At 64.0% G+C, this 13824-nt stretch carries 13 protein-coding genes and 1 riboswitch; of the genes, 4 read left to right on the forward strand and 9 right to left on the reverse strand.

The window, feature by feature from the left end; genetic code table 11:
- Nucleotides 1-51 precede the first annotated feature (51 nt).
- The 4 genes from LOY34_RS10455 to lpxO all read right to left on the reverse strand — a co-directional run bounded on the left by LOY34_RS10455 (nucleotide 52) and on the right by lpxO (nucleotide 4645).
- Nucleotides 52-2193 carry a TonB-dependent siderophore receptor gene (locus tag LOY34_RS10455; protein WP_195883699.1) on the reverse strand — a complete coding sequence of 714 codons (2142 nt, stop codon included), beginning with the start codon at nucleotides 2191-2193 and terminating at the stop codon, nucleotides 52-54.
- Nucleotides 2194-2301: 108 nt separating this feature from the next.
- Nucleotides 2302-2508: riboswitch (cobalamin riboswitch) on the reverse strand.
- Nucleotides 2509-2584: 76 nt separating this feature from the next.
- Nucleotides 2585-3142 (reverse strand): GNAT family N-acetyltransferase, encoded by a 558-nt coding sequence (locus LOY34_RS10460; RefSeq protein ID WP_045201257.1) that lies wholly within the window; start codon nucleotides 3140-3142, stop codon nucleotides 2585-2587.
- 92 nt (nucleotides 3143-3234) lie between these two features.
- Nucleotides 3235-3579 carry a carboxymuconolactone decarboxylase family protein gene (locus tag LOY34_RS10465; RefSeq protein WP_045201258.1) on the reverse strand — a complete coding sequence of 115 codons (345 nt, stop codon included), beginning with the start codon at nucleotides 3577-3579 and terminating at the stop codon, nucleotides 3235-3237.
- Nucleotides 3580-3745: 166 nt separating this feature from the next.
- The gene (gene lpxO / locus LOY34_RS10470; RefSeq protein ID WP_045201333.1) at nucleotides 3746-4645 is read right to left on the reverse strand and encodes a lipid A hydroxylase LpxO; all 900 of its coding nucleotides are present in this window, start codon (nucleotides 4643-4645) and stop codon (nucleotides 3746-3748) included.
- 245 nt (nucleotides 4646-4890) lie between these two features.
- On the opposite strand from lpxO, the gene thpR reads away from it, so the two are divergent.
- A complete protein-coding gene (gene thpR, locus LOY34_RS10475; protein WP_195883700.1) occupies nucleotides 4891-5430 on the forward strand; it encodes an RNA 2',3'-cyclic phosphodiesterase in 540 nt (179 codons plus the stop codon).
- Nucleotides 5431-5520: 90 nt separating this feature from the next.
- Here thpR and LOY34_RS10480 read toward each other — a convergent pair whose 3' ends face one another.
- The 3 genes from LOY34_RS10480 to LOY34_RS10490 all read right to left on the reverse strand — a co-directional run bounded on the left by LOY34_RS10480 (nucleotide 5521) and on the right by LOY34_RS10490 (nucleotide 9544).
- The gene (locus LOY34_RS10480) at nucleotides 5521-7971 is read right to left on the reverse strand and encodes a TonB-dependent receptor (RefSeq protein WP_195883701.1); all 2451 of its coding nucleotides are present in this window, start codon (nucleotides 7969-7971) and stop codon (nucleotides 5521-5523) included.
- 86 nt (nucleotides 7972-8057) lie between these two features.
- Nucleotides 8058-9041, reverse strand: a complete 984-nt coding sequence (locus LOY34_RS10485; protein WP_045201261.1) for a FecR domain-containing protein — start codon at nucleotides 9039-9041, stop codon at nucleotides 8058-8060.
- On the reverse strand, nucleotides 9038-9544 hold the full coding sequence (locus tag LOY34_RS10490) for a sigma-70 family RNA polymerase sigma factor (RefSeq protein ID WP_045201262.1): 507 nt from the start codon (nucleotides 9542-9544) through the stop codon (nucleotides 9038-9040). Before LOY34_RS10490 ends, LOY34_RS10485 begins: the two co-directional genes overlap by 4 nt.
- Before the next feature lie 164 nt (nucleotides 9545-9708).
- Between LOY34_RS10490 and LOY34_RS10495 the strand changes: the two genes are divergently transcribed.
- A complete protein-coding gene (locus tag LOY34_RS10495; RefSeq protein ID WP_195883702.1) occupies nucleotides 9709-10602 on the forward strand; it encodes a GNAT family N-acetyltransferase in 894 nt (297 codons plus the stop codon).
- Nucleotides 10603-10607: 5 nt separating this feature from the next.
- On the opposite strand, the gene LOY34_RS10500 is transcribed toward LOY34_RS10495, so the two are convergent.
- Complete coding sequence (locus LOY34_RS10500) at nucleotides 10608-11813, reverse strand: NAD(P)/FAD-dependent oxidoreductase (RefSeq protein WP_195883703.1); 1206 nt, start codon at nucleotides 11811-11813, stop codon at nucleotides 10608-10610.
- 192 nt (nucleotides 11814-12005) lie between these two features.
- Between LOY34_RS10500 and LOY34_RS10505 the strand changes: the two genes are divergently transcribed.
- Nucleotides 12006-12515 carry an Rrf2 family transcriptional regulator gene (locus LOY34_RS10505; protein WP_045201334.1) on the forward strand — a complete coding sequence of 170 codons (510 nt, stop codon included), beginning with the start codon at nucleotides 12006-12008 and terminating at the stop codon, nucleotides 12513-12515.
- A gap of 6 nt (nucleotides 12516-12521) precedes the next feature.
- Here the strand turns inward: LOY34_RS10505 and LOY34_RS10510 are convergent, their stop codons facing one another.
- A complete protein-coding gene (locus tag LOY34_RS10510; RefSeq protein WP_093384403.1) occupies nucleotides 12522-13121 on the reverse strand; it encodes an NAD(P)H-dependent oxidoreductase in 600 nt (199 codons plus the stop codon).
- Nucleotides 13122-13210: 89 nt separating this feature from the next.
- Here LOY34_RS10510 and LOY34_RS10515 point away from each other — a divergent pair, with 89 nt between their 5' ends.
- Nucleotides 13211-13801, forward strand: coding sequence for a TetR/AcrR family transcriptional regulator (locus LOY34_RS10515; protein WP_093384399.1), 591 nt, complete (start codon nucleotides 13211-13213; stop codon nucleotides 13799-13801).
- Nucleotides 13802-13824: the final 23 nt, after the last annotated feature.

Below are 13824 nucleotides of genomic sequence, written 5' to 3' on the forward strand. Positions count from 1 at the left end.
TGTGGGAGCCGGCCTTGCCGGCGATGGGCTGCACAGCAGCCCCGGTTCACTTCAGAACGTGTAGTCCAGCGTCGCAAAATACGACCGCGGCTGCCCCATCAACCACTGCTCGCCGCTATGCGCGGTGGCCGCATAACGCCGGTCCAGCAGGTTATTCAACTGCAAGCCCAGGCGCACATCCGGCAGCACCTGCCAGCCCAGGTTGGCATCGACCACGGTAAAGCCCGGCACGCTCTGGGAGTTGGCGGTGTTGGCATAGCGCTCATCGACATAACGCAGGCCCAGGCCGGCATCGACGTCGTCGCCAAAGCCCTTGCTGACCCACAGGTTGGCGGTGCGCCGTGGCACGTTGCTTGGGCGGTTGCCGGCGCGGGAAACGCTCTGGCCGTTCACTACCTGGTCGAAGTCGTCGTATTTGGCGCGTACCACCGAGGCGTTGGCCGAAACATGCCACTGGTTGGCCAGGGCCAGTTCCAGGGTCGCTTCCAGGCCATCGGAGGTCTGCTGGCCGGCCTGTTCTTTCTGGTGGGTGTCGGGGTTGTCGACCAGCAGCTTCTTCTTGACGATGTGATAGGCCGCCAGGGTCCACTCGCCTCGGCCATCCCAGAACAGCTGCTTGAGGCCGAACTCGGTCTGCTTGGCTTCGGTCAGGTCGAACTGCTGCTGGGTCGGGCTCAGGGTCACCAGGTCGCTGACGCCATCCTCGCTGGTGGAGTACTGGCCGTACAGGCTCAGTTGCTCATTCACCGCGAACACCAGGCCGGCGCGCCAGTTACCACCATTGAGGCTGCGGTCGCTGCGGGTGTCGTTGACCAGGTTGTTGCGGTCAATGTGGTTCTGGTCGCGACGAATGCCGGTGACCAGCGACCAGCGCTCCGACAACTGGGTGCGGTTCTCGGCGAACACGGCGAAGGTGCGGGTGGTGCTGTCGGTTTGCGCGCGGGTCGGGCTGGCGCTGTGGAAGTAGCCCGGCGCCGGCTGCCACGGGTCGATGAAATCGCCGCCGATGTCGTTGTACGGTGAGTTGCTGTCGATGCCGAAACGAATGCGGTTGTACTCGGCGCCGACCACGGTCTTGCTGGCCAGGCCAAACAGCGAGTGGTCGAAAGTGAAGCTCTGGCGATCGCCGAGCTGTTCCTGGTCGTGCTTGATCTCCAGGTAGCTGCCGCGCTCAAGCTGGCCAACGCCGCTGTTCCAGCTGTAGTCCTCGGCGTTGCGCCAGTGCCGGCGGCTTTTGAGGTAGTACAGCTGGTTGTTGGCGCTGATCGAGTCGCTGATGCTCCAGTCGGTGTTAAAGCGCGTCCACTCGTCGTGGTAGTGCTGGGCCGAATCCTTGAGGTTGTAGTTCTTCTTGCTCAGGCTGTCGCGGTAGTGGCCGTCGATCAGCGGCGTGCCGAAGTAGTTCATCGGTTCGGCGTCGCCGCGCTCGTGGGCCAGGGTGAAGCTCAGGTCGTCGCTGGCATCGAAGCGCAGGGCGGCGCTCATGGCCAGGTTCTTCGAGTCGCCACGGTCGATCCAGCCGTTGCTTTGCTGGCGGTTGAGGGTCATCCGGTAGCTCAGCCGCTCGCTCAGCGAACCGCCGCTGTCCAGGCCCAGTTGCTGGCGGTCGTACGAGCCGTAGCCCAGGCGCAGGTGGTTGCGGATCTCGCCGGCAAAGGGTTTTTTCGGGATCACGTTGATCACCGCACCCGTGGCGCCTTCGCCGTACAGCACCGAGGCCGGGCCGCGGATCACGTCGATGCGCTCGATCATCCACGGGTCGACCGGAAAGCTCTGGGTGCCGGCGCCGGTGTACATCCGCGCGCCGTCGAACAGGGTCATCACCGAACCGTGGCCACTGAAGCCACGGGCCGACAGCGCCGTGTTGCCGTTGCCCGGGGTGGCCACCGAGGTGATGCCCGGCGAGCGGGTCACGGCATCCTGCACGGTGAGGTTGTTGCGCCCGTCGATGGCTTCGCTGCCCAGGCTGCTGGTGCTGGCCGGGGTGTCCATGGCGCTGAGGTTCAGGCGCGAGCCGGCGGGCAGCGGGGTGGCCAGGCTGACGGATTGGTTGTCGCTGCTGCTGGTGATGGCCGTCGAGGGCAGGGCCAGGGCAGAGGGGCTGGGGTCATCGGCGAAAGCTGGCGCAGAGAAGGCCAGGCAGGGGGCCAGGGCATTGGCCGCCAGGGTGTGAAGCTTGGAAGTACGGGACATGTCGTTCCACAGTCAACAGGAAGAATGAATCCCGGAGGGAACAACGCATGGAGGCATGGCGCACGCGCAGGCGGACGCCAACCGGCCTGCGCCCGCCCACCGCGGGGTTGCCAAACAGAAGCTTCAGGCCGGTCTCCGGGCTTGCGAGGGTCATGAAGGCCTTCACCTTCCCATGCCAAGGCACAGTGGTGTTTCGAAGGCTTCGCTCGCTTACCGTTGCGGGGGCAGCGCCGGACTAGTCATTTGCATGACGCACCGGCTTCCCGTTTCACCCTGCGCACGGCGGCGCAGGACACCTGAAACTGGCGCGCATCTGAACACCGAAAACCTTTGCAGTCAACGGCTTGGGCAAATGAGCAGATCAGTTCGCCAGAGTATCGCCACTATCGATTCAACGCCCGCGCTTGCGCGACACCACCGCCTCGATGTTCTTGCGCCCGATCAGCATGGGCTGCTTCGGCTCCTCAAGCCACTTGTACATCACCAGGCTGTCCACCAGCCCCAGGCGCGCATGCCGGTAGGCGTTGGGCAAGCGCCCGACGATGGCAAAGCCGAGCTTCTGCCACAAGGCCACCGCCACCTCGTTGCTGGACACCACCGAGTTGAACTGCATGGCCAGGAAACCCAGTTGCCGCGCCAGGCGCTGCGAGTGTTCGCACATCAAGCGCGCCACGCCGCGGCCACGGGCGGCGTCGCAGACCATGTAGCCGCAATTGCTGACATGGTTGCCGGGGCCGGCGGCATTGGCCTTGAGAAAGTAGGAACCGAGCAGCACGCCATCTTCTTCGGCCACCAGGGTCTGCAGCGGTGCGTCGAGCCACAGCTGGCGGGCTTGCTCCTGGCTCATGGCCGGGTCGAAGGCGTAGGTTTCGCGGGCGCTGACAATGGCCTGGAAGGTCGGCCAGAAGAGCTCGAAGTCAGCGGCGGTCATGGGGCGGATGTGGATCATGGGGTGTCCTGGAAACGGTTCGCCCGCTAGCTTATGCGAAAACGCCAGGAAGTGGGTGAGGCGCGGCGCAGGCCGCGCACTCAGGGTCGGCCTTACTGCCCGGCCTTGCCCACGGCATCCAGTGCCCGCGCCGAGTACACCAGCGCCGCCCCGGCGTTCATGGCCACGGCCACGCCCAGGGCTTCGGCGATTTCCTCGCGGCTCGCGCCGTGCTTGACCGCCTGGGCCGAATGCACGGCGATGCAGCCGTCGCAGCGGGTGGTGACCGCCACGGCCAGCGAGATCAGCTCGCGGGTCTTGGCATCCAGGTGGTTGGTCTTGGCCCCGGCGCCGCTGGCGGTCATGTAGCCGTTGACCGTGTCGGGAGAGAGTTGCTTGAGATCGCCGATGCCGGCCATCAACTGCTTACGGTAGGCATCCCAGTCCATCATGCTCATTGTCTTCACCTTGGTGTGGTTGGCAACTAGAACAGTGAAGCTAGTTTTTTTGCCGGCGGGGCGCCGTTGGTCGATGGTCGGGGAAAGGCAGGACTTTGGCAGGGGTGCCATCGCGGGGCAAGCCCGCTCCTACAAGGAGCTGGCTTGCCAGCGACAGCGGTCTGAATCAGATGTAGATGAACACCAGCACCAAGGCCGCCACCACTGCCCATTTCTCCAGGTAGTAGCGGGTGCGGTTGCGTTTTTTCAGGGCCTTGCCGCGTTCGCGGATCTTGTAGATGCGGGTGAACAGGCGGTTGATGCCGCCGGTTTTGTCGCCGGCATCGTTCGGCGCCGCCGCAGCTGCCATCACGTTCTTGCTGAACCAGCGGTTGAACGCCGTGGCCCAGCGGTACTTGAGCGGGCGCTCGACGTCACAGAAGAGGATGATGCGGTTGTGCTCGGTCTGGTTCGAGGCGTAGTGGATGTAGGTCTCGTCGAAAATCACCCCTTCACCATCGCGCCAGGCGTAGTTCTGGCCGTCGACGCAGATGTAGCAGCCGTCGTCATTGGGTGTATCCAGGCCCAGGTGGTAGCGGTACGAGCCGGCATAGGGGTCGCGGTGGCGCACCAGCTTGGAGCCCGGCGGCAGGGTGGCGAACATCGCCGCCTTGACCGTGCCGATGCCCTGCAGCAGCTCGGTGGTGCGCGGGCACAGCTTCATTGCCGAAGGGTGGCTCTCGCCGTACCACTTCAGGTAAAAGCGCTTCCAGCCGCTTTTGAAGAACGAGTTGAAGCCGACGTCGTCGTAGTTCTGCGAACTCTTGATTTCGCCGACGTGCAGCAGTTGCTGGGCTTCGGCGCGAATTTCCTGCCAGTTGTCCTGCAACGGCTTGAGCTCGGGGAACGACTCGACCGGCAGGTACGGTTTGGCCGGCAGCTTGGAGAACAGGTACAGAAAGACGTTGACCGGGGCCAGGAAGCTTGAGTGATCACCCAGCTGGCGGGTGACTTTGTGCCTGACTTTGCCTCTGAAATGAACGTAGGCAATCGAGAAAACAAACAGTAAAACGAAGAAGATTTTCATGGGCGGATACTTGTCGATGTGGCGATGCGCCATGGCATAAGCCGGCCAGCATAAACAATCGTGATCACGGTTTGTAGTAATTGTTACCGGTTATGTGTCCGACCATAGTGCTAGGTGCAAGTGTTTGCGTGAACGATTCAGCGGGTGGCTAGCGCAGATAAGTTCGTGAGAATTCCAGTCCTCGCCGCCATGGCGTAACTGGCGGTAGAGTCTCAACAGTCCCAAAACGCACAGGATGACGAGGCATGGACCCAGGCAATGGCGATACCGGTGAGCCGTTCAAGCGGCTGTTTTTTGCCCTCGATTGCGCACCGCAACAGCGCCGGGCGATTGCCCGCTGGCGCAGCGAGCTGGAACTGAAAAGCGCACGACCGGTGCCGTCGGCGAACTTTCACCTGACGTTGATGTTCGTCGGTGCGGCGGGCACTGCGCAGTTACCGGCGATTCTGGCCGGCGCAGCGGGCGTGAAGGTGGCCGGCGAACCCCTGACAGTGGTGCTCGACCGTTTGCAGGTGTGGCGCCCGGCCAAGGCGCTGGTGCTGGTGCCCAGCCAGACGCCGGCGGCGTTGCGCCAGCTGGCGTATGCCCTGCAGCAGGCGATGCTGGCGCTGGGTTTTACCGAGGACCCACGGGACTACCGCCCGCACCTGACACTGGCCCGCGACTACCGTGGCAGTGAGCCCGAAGCGCTGGTGCCGGCAGAATTTATCCTGCACGCGCGGCACTTCAGCTTGTTCGAATCGCGCAAGGGGCAGTACTGGCCGCTGGCGCAGTGGCCGTTGTAGCGCTGTTGCCTGATTGATGCCCGCTCCCACACAGATCACCTCAAACCTGTAGGAGCGGGCTTGACCCGCGATAGGGCCAGCACTGACAACCTAGAACTGCGGCGTGTACTTCACGCTGAAGGTGAAGTTGCGCGGGTCGCCGAAGTTGTTGTTGCCGTTGAGCTGGTTGTAGGCAGCGATGTAGTAGTGCTTGTCGAACAGGTTGTTGGCGTTCAGCGCCAGGCCCACTTCCGGCGTCAGCTGGTACGCCAGACGCGCGTTCCACACGGCGTAGCCGGGCACGTCGTAGGTGTGCTCGTAGCCCAGCGTATGGGTTTGCGCGGTAAAGCCCAGACCGGCGCTGGCCTTGCTCCAGTCACCCGGCAGCTGGTAGTTACCCCACATGCGCAACATGTGCTTGGGCGTCCAGGTGCTGAACACCTTGCCCTTGTTGTCCGGGTCGTCGAGGTAGGTGGTGGTGTTGTAGGTGTAGCCGGCAAACAGCTGCAGGCCGCTGAGCACTTCGCCGCTGACTTCGGCTTCGATACCCTGGCTGCGCACCTTGCCGGCGGCGGTGGAGCAATACCAGTCATCGCAGGCAAAGCCTGAGGCAACGTCGGTGATCGCGCGGTTTTCCTGGTCGTAGCGGAACACCGCCAGCGAGGTGTTGACGCGGCCATCGAGCAGTTCGCCCTTGATGCCCATTTCATAGTTGCTGCCAATGATCGGCTTGAGCGCCGCGCCGCCGACTGCACGTTCGGTCTGGGGTACGAAGACGTCGGTGTAGCTGGCATACAGCGACCATTCGCGGCTCAGGTCGTAGATGATGCCGGCGTACGGGGTAACCTCGCCGCTTTCGGTCATGGTGCTGGTCGGGTTGACAGAGACGACACCGGTGCCGCCAAAGTAGTCGCTCGCATCATAGCGGTAGTCGAACCAGCTGACCCGCGAACCGAGTACCAGGGTCAACGGCTCTGCCAGCTTGACCCGCCAGGCGCCATACAGGCCTTTCTGGCGAATGTCGTAGGCGCCGGTCAGGCCCCGCCCGGTGCGTTGTGCCAGCAGGCTTTCGGTGCTGATTTCCGGGCGATGATGGTCGATACCGAAGATGCTGTCGCTGGTGGGATTGAAGGCGCGGGCAAAGCGGTCATCGGTGGTCAGTTTCGAGTAGTTGCCGCCCAGGGTCAGTTCCTGCTCGAAGTTGAAGGCGTCGAACTTGCCCACCAGGTTCATGTCGACACCGATCTTGGTGGAGTCGAAATCGGTGATCCAGTCGGCATAGGTGAGGCCGCTGCCGTCAAGGTTGATGCCGTCGCCGGTGCTTTGTACCCGCTGGTGGGTCGACTTGTTGGTCTCGCTCATGCGAATGGCGCCAACGTGGAATTTCCAGTCGTCGTTGAAGCGGTGCTCGAGGTCGGCGTACAGGGTGGTGACGTCGATCTCCAGGTGGTTCCAGCGCGAGCCGGTGAAGGTCGAGCGCGATACATCCAGACCGCTGCCATCGACATAGCGCGGCAGGCCGCGCAGCATCGGCCGCGACTCGGCATTGGACTGGCTGATCGCCAGGCCCAGGGTGGTGGCCTCGTTCAGGTCAAAGTCCAGCGCGCCGTACAGCGAGTGGGTCTTGCTCCATTCGTAGTCGACGAACGAATCGCTCTGGTCCTCGTCGGCAACGAAGCGCCCGCGCACGGTGCCGGCATCGTTCAACGGGCCGCCGGCGTCCAGTTGCAGGCCGTAGTGGTCCCAGCTGCCGGCCTTGCCGGTGACGGTCACGGTGGGCGCAGCCTGGCCGCGCTTGCGCACCAGGTTGACGGCGCCGCCCGGGCTGCCGGTGCCTTGCAACAGGCCGGAGGAGCCGCGCAGCACTTCCATGCGGTCGAAGAAGATCAGGTCCTGGGTCGCCCAGTTGCCCAGCGAATAGTTGTTGCGCGGGATCGCCACGCCGTCGTATTGCCAGTCGTCGATCTGAAAACCGCGCGAGGTAATGATCAGGCCCGGGCCCACGCCTTGCAGGCCGACCAGGCCGGTGGTCTGGTTGACCGCGTCCTTGAGGTCGACGATGTTCTGGTCGTCCATCTGCTGGCGGGTCATGACCGTGACCGACTGAGGGATTTCCCGCAGGGTATGGCTGCCCTTGCCAATGGTCGTGGCCCGCGCCGCATAGGAGCCGGTGCCCTCGGTGGTGGCTGGGTCCAGACCGCTGCCGATACCGTTGATATTGGTCGCACCCAGCTCCAGGGCGTTGCCGGCGTCGATGCTCGGCAGCACGCTGAAGTTGCCCTGTTCGGTGACCAGCAACTGCAGGCCGCTGCCGGCCAGGGCCTTTTGCATGGCCTGCACGGCGCTCATCCGGCCGACGATCGCCGGTGCCTGCTTGCCTTGTACCAGCGCCGGGTCCAGGGACACGATGCGCCCGCTCTGGCTGGCGATGGCATTGACGGTGCTGGCCAGGGCGGCGGCGGGCAGGTTGAAGCTCAGGGCCTGTTCCTGGGCCTGGGCGGCGCTGGCCAGCGTGGCCAGGGCCACGGCGACAGGAAGGGCGTGGGACCAAGGGTTGAGCACGGAATTCTCCTGATTATGTTGGCGTGTCAGGAGATAGGTGCAATGAGAAATGAAAACCGGACACAAATACGAGTGATTTGCATAAATTATTTTTGCGCCGGGGTTTTCGCCCCAATCAACGTCAGCCACGGGCTGTAGTGATCGACCGTGAGCGGCAGGGTTTCAGCCAGTGCGGCGAAGGCCCGTTGCGGTTCGTCCAGCGGGAACACCCCTTGCACGCGCAGCCCGCGCACCTCGGGTTCGACCCGGACAAAGCCGCGGTAGTAAGGGCGCAGCGCCTCGACCACCGACTCGAGGGAGTCATCCAGCACGTTCAGGCGCCCACTGAGCCAGTCGGCGCGCTGGCGCTCGCCGTTGCCCAGGGCTTCGATGCGTTCGCCACCGAGCAGCGCGGCCTGGCCTTCCTGCACGTCCAGCTCGCTGCCGTTGAACAGCCGCGCGCGCACTGAGTGCTCAAGCACCACCAGGCGCGTGGCCTGGGCTTGCTGGCTGACCAGAAAGCGCGTGCCCAGGGCGCGCATTTCGCCCTGAGCGCTGCGCACCCGTAACGGCCGTAGCGGGTCGGCGGCGACCTGGATGATCAGCTCGCCACGGCGCAATATTACCAAGCGCTGCTGGCCATCGAACTGCAAGTCGACGGCGCTGCCGGCATTCAGGCTCAGGCGGCTGCCATCGGCGAGGGTAAAGTCGCGGCGCTCGCCCTTGGCGGTGCGCAAATCGGCCAGCAGCTCTTGGCCGACCTCGCTGCGCGCGCCCAGCCACAGGCCGCCGCCGAGCACACCGATACCGACGAAGGCACGCAGCAGCTCGCGCCGCGAGCCGTTGGTTTGCAGCAGCAATTGGCGCGCCTCACCGGCCTGGCCTGGGGCACGCCGCTCGAAGTTGCGCACGGTCTGGCAGGCGCCACCCAGACGCTCCTGCAAGCGCGCCCAGGCCTGGGCGTGGGCCGGGTCGCTGCCCAGCCACTGGCTGAACTCGCTGTGCACCTGGGCGTCGGTGTTGCCCGAACTCAGGCGCACCATCCAGTCGATAGCGGCTTCGGCGCTGGGCTCGAGGCGGCGCTGGCTCATGGCGCCAGCTCGCTGAGGTAGCACTGGCTCAGGGCCTGCTTCATGTAGCGGCTGACCGTGCGCTCGGAGATGTCGAGCTTGCGCGCGATATCGACGTAGCTCATGCCGTCGAGCTGGCTGTAGAGGAAGGTGGCCTTGACGATCATCGGCAGGCCGTCGAGCACCTGGTCGATGCTCACCAGCGCCTCGATCAGCAGCAGTTGCTCTTCGGGGGAGGGCGCCAGGGGCTCGGGCAGCGCCGACAAGCGTTCCAGGTAGGCCAGCTCCAGCTGGCGCCGACGATGGCGGTCGAAGATCAGCCGGCGGGCGATGGTCGACAGGTAGGCGCGCGGCTGCTGGATGCTGGCCGGGTCGACCTGGGCGGCGAGCATCTGGCAGAAGGTCTCGGCGGCGGTGTCTTCGGCGTCGGCGCGGTTGCGCAGGCGCTTATGGATATGCTGCAGGAGCCACCGGTGATGGTCGCTGAAAAAAAAGCCCAGCTTGCGGGTGGAAGAGGTTGGCACCGGTTGGCGTTCCCGAAGGTGTGAGTGTGAATCGTTCTCAATCTTACCTGTGCGGAGAGGCAAGGTGCAATCACCCGCGTCCGGCCCGCTTTAAAATTTACCTACAGATTGTTCGTGGCCGCAGTAATAGGGTGGCGGCCAGACAAAAACCAAGAGAAATGCGCATGGACCTGTCGATCGCAGGCCAGCAGTTCAGCCTGCTGGAAAACTTCAAGGACGATACCCGGCTGCGCGCCAGCTTCAACGCCTTGACCCACCAGACCTTCGAATTTGATTTCGAACAGTGGTACCAGGACGGCTATTGGGGCGAAGGCTACCAGCCGTGGGCGTTGGCCCATGACGGGCGCATCGTGGCCAACATCTCGGTCAACCTGATGCAGTTTGATGTGCTCGGCGAAGCCAGGCGTGGCATCCAGTTGGGCACGGTGATGGTCGCACCGGAGTATCGCGGCCAGGGCCTGAGCCGCGTGTTGCTGGAGCGGGTGCTGGACAGATGGCAGGGCCAGTGCGAACTGATCTACCTGTTTGCCAACGACACGGTGCTGGATTACTACCCGAAATTCGGTTTTGCGCGGGTGCTCGAACATGAATACAGCGCGGCGCTAACCCCAGCGGACAGGCCTTGCAGCTTCAACCGGGTCGACATGGACGACCTGCTCGAGCGCCAGCGCTTCATCAGCGCGGTTGACAGTGCCGTGCCCGTTGCACGCCTGGCGATGCGCAGCAACCCTGACCAGACGATGTTCTATTGCACGTCGTTTTTCAAAGACTGCGTTCACTACTCGCCAGCGCTGCAGGCCTATGTGGTGATGGAAATCGTCGACGGGGTGATGACGCTCTATGAGGTGTTCGCAAGGCGTGCGCTCGACCTGCAGGCACTGATTGCAGAACTGAGCACACCCCAGACCACCCGGGTGGTGCTGGGGTTTGCGCCGCTGGATAGCAGCGGCTTCGAGGCGCAGCCGCTGGTGTCGGATGACAGCCTGTTCGTGCTCGGCCAGGCCGGCCAATTCATCGAAGACGCCCGGCTGATGTTCCCGTTGCTGTCACACGCCTGAGCCGTTCAGGCCACAACCGGAATCAGCGGATCGGCCGCCGCCAGAGCAACCGCCCGATCGGCCGCCGGCGGGTAGATCCACACCGAGTTGATCTGCTGCTTGAGGGCTTTGGCTTCGTCCTTGATCAGCTTCACCTCACGCTCCCAGCCCTCGGTGTACACCGCGCCCCAGGCCCCCAGGTCCAGGCAGGTGACGTACTTGGGCTGGCGGTATGGCGTCGGCTCGACGCCAAGCAGGTCGGCGGCGACGTTGTTGCCCGAGTGGCGGCCCAGGGCGATGGCGTGCTGGCAGGTCATCAAGGCGTGGTTGCCCAGGTCGTCGGTGGCGGCGTAGGCGACGTCACCGGTGGCGAATACATGCTCTTGGCCAATGACCTTGAGGTTGTCATCGACATGCAGGCGGCCATGGCCATCGCGTTGCCCCGGGACTTGTGCGGTGAGGGCGCTGGCGCGCACGCCGACGGTCCAGACCACGGTGGCGGCCTCGATGCGCTGGCCATCGGCGAGGGTCACGCCATCGGCATCGACGCCAGCCACCGAGGCATTCAGGCGCCACTCCACCCCCAGCGCCGTGCAGGCTTCGATGATTGCCGGGCTGATGCCTTCGCCCAGGGCAGCGCCGATCTTGTTGCCGCGATCGACGATGATCACCTGCACCTGGGCATCTTCGCCGAGCACCGCACGCAGGCGGGCGGGCATTTCGGTGGCGGTCTCGATGCCGGTGAAGCCGCCGCCGGCCACTACCACGGTATTGCGCGCCTTTGATGCAGGCCGCAGGGCCAGGGCTTCGATGTGCTGCTCCAGGCGGCTGGCCGATTCGATCTGGTCGACGTCGAAGGCGTACTGCTCAAGCCCGGCCAGCGCTGGGCGGACCACACCGCTACCGCTGGCCATGACCAACCGATCGTAGCCCAGCACCTGCGGGCGGCCCTGGCCGTCGCGGTAGCCGACGCGCTTTTCGGCCACATCGATCTGGTCCACAGCGCCCTGGATGAAGTTCACCCCCACCGCGGCAAACAGCTCGGCCAGCGGCGCTTTCAACTGCTGCACAGCGGTTTCGTAGAAGCGCGGGCGGATGCGCAGTTCGGCTTGCGGTGCGAGCACGCTGACAGTGACATCGTTGCGCCCGTGCTGGTCCAGCAGGCGGCTGGCGCTGAGGGCGCTCCACATACCGCCGAAGCCGGCGCCGATGATCAGGATGTGCTGTTTCATGTTCTGCTCCGAGAAAAAAGGGCTGTTGTTTGCCGGACGCAGGGTGTTGTTGCCCGCACCGGATAACTACGACTGTATTGGTCGTAGTTAAATGACGCAAGCATTTTCTTAACGCCTATGCGTTAAGCCTTGGATTTGCTGGTGGTCAGGATGAACTGCTAGTATTGGCGACAAATCAAGTCGGAGATGGTCATGTCCCTGTATAGCGCCGGCGTCGAGTACGGCTTGCACTGCCTGCTGTTTCTGGTCGACGACCTGGGCGAAAGCCGGGAAGCCAGTGTGCGTGACCTGGCCGAGCTGCAGGGGGTGCCCCATGAATACCTGGCCAAGGTCTTTACCAAGCTGGCCAAGGCCAGGCTGGTGGTGGCCACCGAGGGTGTGCGGGGTGGCTTCCGGCTGGCCCGGCCGGCGGATGAAATCACCGTGCTGGATATCGTCACGGCCATCGACGGGCACAAGGCGATCTTTGATTGTCGCGACGTGCGTGACCGCTGCACGCTGTTCGACGGCGCGCCGCCGGCCTGGGCCATCGATGGCACCTGCGCCATTCACGCGGTGATGCTCACCGCACAAAAACGCATGGAAGAAGCCCTGGCCCAGCAGACTATCCTCGACCTGTCGCGGCGCCTGGGGCGCAAGGCACCGGCGGAGTTTTCCACCCAGGTGGTGAAGTGGATCAACGAGCGCCGCGACAGCAAGTAAGGCGCTTCAGGCGGGTTCGGCGACCTCGGCGAACAATCTGCGGCCGTGCTCGAACATGCGCTGCAGGTGGGCGCCGGGGTCGGCGCTTTCCGATTCCAGCAGCAGGGTCGAGCTCACCACGCGGGCGCCGCAATAATCGAAGATGCCGTGGTCGATCTGGGTCTTCATCGCCTGCCCGTAGCCATGCTTGCTGAAGGTTGCCGCATCGGCGCCGCCAACGCCCACCAGGTGCACGTTCAAGCGGCCCAGCATTTTTACCATCGGTGCTTCGGTGCTGAAGTCGAACGCCCAGCCATTGCTGAATACCCGGTCGATCCAGCCTTTGAGCAGCGCCGGCATTGACCACCAATACACCGGAAACACCAGCACCAGCGCATCGCTGCGGTCGATGCGCGCCTGCTCGGCCAGCACATCGGCGCCAGGCGCTGCAGTGCGTTGGTGAACCGCGTGGTCGGCGGCGGCGAACACCGGGTTGAAACCTTCGGCGAACAGGTCGGCGAGCTCGGCGCTATGGCCGTTTTGTGCCAGGCCTTCGACCACCTTGGCGGCCAGGCTGTGGGTGAGTGACTGCGGGTCATGATGGGCGACAACAACAAGCGCGTGCATGGCAAGGGCTCCTGCGGATTGCGGGGAAAGGATAAGGCTTGTAAGCTGAGTACAAGTTACCTTTGGTAAGTTGCTTTTGGTAGGTAAGCATGTCAAGCGATCCGCAACCACGTCGGCGTCTGTCGCGCGAAGACCGTCAGCAACAACTGCTGGAGGTGGCCTGGCGCCTGGTCCGCGAAGAGGGTACCGAGGCGCTGACTCTGGGCCGACTGGCGGAATTGGCCGGGGTTACAAAGCCGGTGGTGTATGACCATTTTGGTACCCGCTCAGGCTTGCTGGCGGCGTTGTACCAGTGTTACGACGAGCGCCAGACTGCGGTGATGGACGCCGCCCTGGCCGCCTGCGAGCCGACGCTTGAGAGCAGCGCTGCAGTGCTTGCCAATTGCTACGTCGACTGCGTGTTGACCCAGGGCCGCGAGATACCCGGAGTGATTGCTGCGCTGGCCAGCTCGCCAGAGCTTGAACAGATCAAGCGCGAGTACGAGGCAGTGTTCATGGAAAAATGCCGGGCGCTGCTGGCGCCGTTCAGTGCCAGCGGCGCGATTGCCGTGGCCGGATTGCGGGCGATGATCGGCGCGGCGGAGGCGTTGTCGCATGCGGCGGCGAATGCTGAAATTAGCGCCGAGCAGGCGCAGCGCGAATTGTTCGAAACCATCAAGGCGATGGTGCTGCGCAGTTAAATTGCATCGCGACAAGGAAGAAA

Source organism: Pseudomonas sp. B21-009, from assembly GCF_024749345.1.
Lineage (GTDB): Bacteria > Pseudomonadota > Gammaproteobacteria > Pseudomonadales > Pseudomonadaceae > Aquipseudomonas.